This is a genomic window from Nocardiopsis sp. TNDT3 (genome assembly GCF_003427465.1).
GTDB classification, from domain to species: domain Bacteria; phylum Actinomycetota; class Actinomycetes; order Streptosporangiales; family Streptosporangiaceae; genus Nocardiopsis; species Nocardiopsis dassonvillei.
In genome coordinates, this window is sequence record NZ_QPFC01000493.1 from 1 (window position 1) to 4,143 (window position 4,143).

Below are 4,143 nucleotides of genomic sequence, written 5' to 3' on the forward strand. Positions count from 1 at the left end.
ATGCGCGCCTACAGCCAGTCCAAGATCGCGTTCGGGCTCTTCGGCCTCGAACTGGAGCGGCGCAGCAGGGCTGGCGGATGGGGCATCACCAGCAACCTCTCCCACCCCGGGGTGGCCCCGACCAGCCTCCTGGCCGCCCGCCCCGAGATCGGCCGCGACCGGGACACCCTGGGCGTGCGGCTGATCCGCGCGCTCTCGGCCCGCGGCATCCTGGCGGGCACCGTCGAGACTGCGAAGCTGCCCGCCCTCGTGGCCGCGACCGACCCGGCCGCCAAGCCGGGCGCGCTCTACAGCCCCGGCGGCCCCGGCAACCTCGGCGGCCCGCCCGCCGAGCAGCGGCTCTACACCCCGCTGCGCGGTGCCGACGAGGCCGAGCGGGTCTGGCGGGTCTCCGAGCAGCTCACCGGGACCGCCATCCCCGCCGCCTGACCGCGCGGCCCCTGCGGCAGTGCGGCGGGCGACGTAGTCGATCGTGGAGCCGAGGCCTCGGGTGGCGTGACACCGCGCCGGGGCGCGTGCCCGGCATGGGACAGGGCCACCGGAACCGACCTGTTCCTGCGCCGCTTCGGAGCTGGCCCGGGGGAAGACCGCGGGCATCCGGTTCAGCGGGATGCGGTCCGGCCGGTGAATCGAGTCCACGTCTCCGGTCACTGCGGGCGCCTCCTCACACGGAGGCGCCGCCAGCCGTCCCGGACGGGCACACGTGGTGCGTCACCGTCGGGCCCCGCCGTCCTCGGGAGCGCTGCCGTCGAGGCGCCGGACCGCGTCGATGTTGTGCTCCTCGGTGGCCCTGTAGTTCCTCGCGGTGGCCACGGTGCCGTCGGAGGCTTGGCGCAGGCCGAGGCTGAGGATCCTCAGGTACAACATGAGGTTCTCCTCCAACGGTCGCATGACGTTGTTCATCTGCTTGGCGAAGTCGTCGCCCTCGCCCCAAGGCGGCGCCCCCAGGGACCGGCGCCCGGCCTCGTACCACTCGATCAATGCCTCGATCCTGTCGGCCGGTTCGTGGATGTACTGTCCGTCGCGCGCCAATTCGTCCGACGCGACGTGGAGGGAGTCGTCGGAATTGCTCTTGCTGCCATAACCGTCGTGTCTCGGCATGGTCTCTCCCGGCAGATGTGTGTACCTCGGTGAAATTCGGATGCCGCATTCGGCGGCTACCGCAGCGGCGGTTCCGTGTCGAGTCCGCGAAAGAGATCGCGGATGTCGAAGGTCCCTTTCACGACGTCGCCCACGACGATGTTCTCGGGAGCGAAAGGCCGGTAGAGCGCCTCGACCCGGTCGGCCATCTGCCCCCGCGCGCGATTCACGACGTCCTTGATGGTGCTCGCCAGTTCCGTGGGCGCCATGTTCCGATAGGACTGGGTGTTGAACTTCAAATCGACCAGTTCACCGCTCGCGTTCACCGTCGCCGCGACGAGGCGGTTCTTGGACACGGCCTCCTCGGTCGCCTGCTCCAGGCTCGCGCCGGCGTCCTCCACCTCGCGGAGCGTCCGCCGAAGCCGATCCAGCTCTCGTGCGTTCCATGCTTCCCAGCCGCTCATCGTCCGTACCACTCCTTCTGCCCTTGTCCTCGGCCACGCTGGGTGGGGGCCTGCCCCGAACCGTGTCGTTCCGCGCGGACGAGGCGCCGCACACCCGCTCGGTCTCCGGCGACCGGGGAACTCGGACCGGTCGGCTCCGGCCTGGTACGACCGGGTGGAGGCCGGTCGAGCCGCGATGCCGGGCCCGGTGCCGTGGCACGCTCCGGTGACGACGGAACGCGTGCCGGGCCGATCCGGCCGGGGGGTGTCAACAGGCCCTGCGCAGCATCGTCCGCGTCCCAGCCGTGGTGTGGGGTCCACTGTCGTGGAGTCGGCCGCGGTTATACAGGGACTCCCGATCCGAGGATGCGGAGGACCAGTTTCCGCTCTCGCAGGGGGGAAGAGGGTTCAACGGCACGCGGCCGGCAGAGCCCGCCGACGGATAGAGATGACGGAGCACCGAGCGAGAAGGAGACGGCCGTGATCGACCGGGCCGGACTGGCGACGTTCCTGCGACGCCGCCGGGAGTCGCTGCAACCCGAGGACGTCGGTCTCCCGCGCGGGTCGCGCCGCAGGACCAGCGGACTGCGCCGCGAGGAGGTCGCCGCGCTCTGCCACATGTCGACCGACTACTACACCCGCCTGGAACGGGAGCGCGGACCCCAGCCGTCCGTGCAGATGATCACCTCCATCGCCCAGGGACTGCACCTGTCACTGGACGAGCGCGACCACCTGTTCCGCCTCGCCGGGCACAACCCGCCCGCCCGCGGCGCGGACAGCGAGCACATCAGCCCCGGCCTGCTGCGCATCCTCGACCGTTTGGACGACACCCCCGCCGAGATCGTCACCGAACTCGGGGAGACACTGCGCCAGAGTCCGCTCGGTGTGGCGCTCACCGGGGACACGACGCGCCACACCGGTCCGGCACGCAGCAGCGGCTACCGCTGGTTCACCGAACCCGACGCCCGGCAGCTCTACGCACCCGACGACCACGAGCTGCTGTCGCGGATGCACGTGTCCGGCCTGCGTCGACTCGTGGCGCTCCGGGGCAGCGACTCGCGGGCGGCGCACTACGCCGGCCTTCTCCTCGACCGGAGCGAGGAGTTCCGTCTCCTGTGGGACGAGCACGAGATCGGTGTCCCGTCCAGCGGGGTCAGGCGCTTCCTCCACCCCGAGGTCGGCGCGCTGGAACTGGACTACCAGACGCTGCTCGACCCGTACCATTCGCACCACCTGCTCGTCTACACCGCCGTCCCGGGCACCGAGAGCCACGAGAAGCTACAGCTCCTCTCCGTGATCGGCGTGCAGACACCCCACTGACCCCACACCTCCCGGCCGGGCTCGGAGGTCTCGCTCCGCGCCCCTCCCCGGACATGAGACGGCCACCGCTGTGATCAGCGGATGGTACGGAACCGAACGACCAGCGGCGGCCGTGCGCCCGGTGACCGACTCGTGGGGGCGATCCGCGTGCGGGGGTCAGGAAGACGACGATCCGAGCGGATCGACCGGGACGGCCGGTAACGGGCACCACCGCCCCGGCTCCGGTCGAACCGGATCGGCCGGCCGTGGTGGAGACACCGCCACCAGGCACGGACGCACCGCTGCCACGACCGGCGCCACGACCGGCGCCACGAACGTCCCACCGATCGCCAAGGGCAGGTGGAGTACTCGCGGCCCCGTCACATCACTGCGCCGGAATCACCACCACAACACAAACGGACACAAAGCCATATACATTGGCAGGGGAAACCAACGAAAACCCACCGTGTCGGGTGGCGTGCCCGTACCGCCGTTCCACCGGCGAAGAGCGGGCCCACGACAAAACCCCTCGTGGCCTAGCGAAAAGCAGCGATGGAAGGAACGGTCCCCCGCATGCCTCTTTTCGATTCCGACACCGCCGAGTGGGTCCGTGAGACCGCCAAGTGGCTCCTGGGAATGGAGATCCCCTCAGCCGACCCCGCCGCCATGCGCCGACTCGCCGACCACCACGACCACGTCGCCGCGAACCTCGAGGAAATCAAGGACTTCCTCGACCTGGTCCGCGGTAAAGTCCGCACCGATTTCTCGGGGGTGGCCGCCGGCCACTACGAGGCCTCCATCGCCCAGTTCACCGCCGGTGACAACGACTACATCGGCGCCGGAGCCAAAACCGCCCGCAAGGCGTCCACCGCCCTCGGCGACGGCGCAGCCAACGCCGAGTACGCGTACGGGATGGCCTACGGCCAGCTCACCCAGCTCCTCCTCGAGATCGCCTGGTGCGTCGCCATGGCCCAGTGGACCATGGGCGCCTCGCGCGCCCTGATCCCCTGGTTCCAGTACATCCGCTCCGTCGCCATCCAGCGCGTCCTCACCTGGCTCCTGCTCACCGCCCCCTCCCACCAGATCACCGAGCAACTCTTCGCGTCCTTGGACTCGATCATCCAACGCGCCCAGATCGACGCCGGCACCCGCAGGTTCCACGACAAGGAGCTGACCCGTCTCACCCATGGCGGCGCGGGGCTGTCCGGCCTCATCTCCGCGGGGTTCTCCGGCGTCGTGGACGGCCTCTTCAGCCACCAGGTGCGCGACCTGCTGCGCACCAATCTCGACGCCCTGGCCGACATCCCCCCGCCTCCCCGCC

The 4,143-nt window shown here is 70.3% G+C and carries 4 protein-coding genes and 1 pseudogene; 3 read left to right on the forward strand and 2 right to left on the reverse strand.

Going from position 1 to position 4,143, the window contains the following annotated elements:
- Window positions 1–429: pseudogene (locus tag DQW06_RS12850) on the forward strand (short chain dehydrogenase); the annotation flags it as partial.
- A gap of 282 nt (window positions 430–711) precedes the next feature.
- Here the strand turns inward: DQW06_RS12850 and DQW06_RS12855 are convergent.
- Together DQW06_RS12855 and DQW06_RS12860 are read right to left on the reverse strand one after the other, a co-directional pair.
- On the reverse strand, window positions 712–1,101 hold the full coding sequence (locus tag DQW06_RS12855) for a hypothetical protein (RefSeq protein WP_117198526.1): 390 nt from the start codon (window positions 1,099–1,101) through the stop codon (window positions 712–714).
- Window positions 1,102–1,157: 56 nt separating this feature from the next.
- A complete protein-coding gene (locus DQW06_RS12860; protein ID WP_198662439.1) occupies window positions 1,158–1,544 on the reverse strand; it encodes a YbaB/EbfC family nucleoid-associated protein in 387 nt (128 codons plus the stop codon).
- Window positions 1,545–2,003: 459 nt separating this feature from the next.
- Here DQW06_RS12860 and DQW06_RS12865 point away from each other — a divergent pair, with 459 nt between their 5' ends.
- Window positions 2,004–2,843 (forward strand): helix-turn-helix transcriptional regulator, encoded by an 840-nt coding sequence (locus tag DQW06_RS12865; protein ID WP_117198527.1) that lies wholly within the window; start codon window positions 2,004–2,006, stop codon window positions 2,841–2,843.
- A 552-nt stretch (window positions 2,844–3,395) separates the two neighbouring features.
- Window positions 3,396–4,143: hypothetical protein (locus DQW06_RS12870; RefSeq protein ID WP_157983430.1), on the forward strand; the 748-nt coding region annotated here is incomplete at its 3' end.

Bases quoted from the DNA above. Each gene is read 5' to 3' on its own strand.
- DQW06_RS12855 (WP_117198526.1), bottom strand. From the start codon at position 1,101: ATGCCGAGACACGACGGTTATGGCAGCAAGAGCAATTCCGACGACTCC.
- DQW06_RS12860 (WP_198662439.1), bottom strand. From the start codon at position 1,544: ATGAGCGGCTGGGAAGCATGGAACGCACGAGAGCTGGATCGGCTTCGG.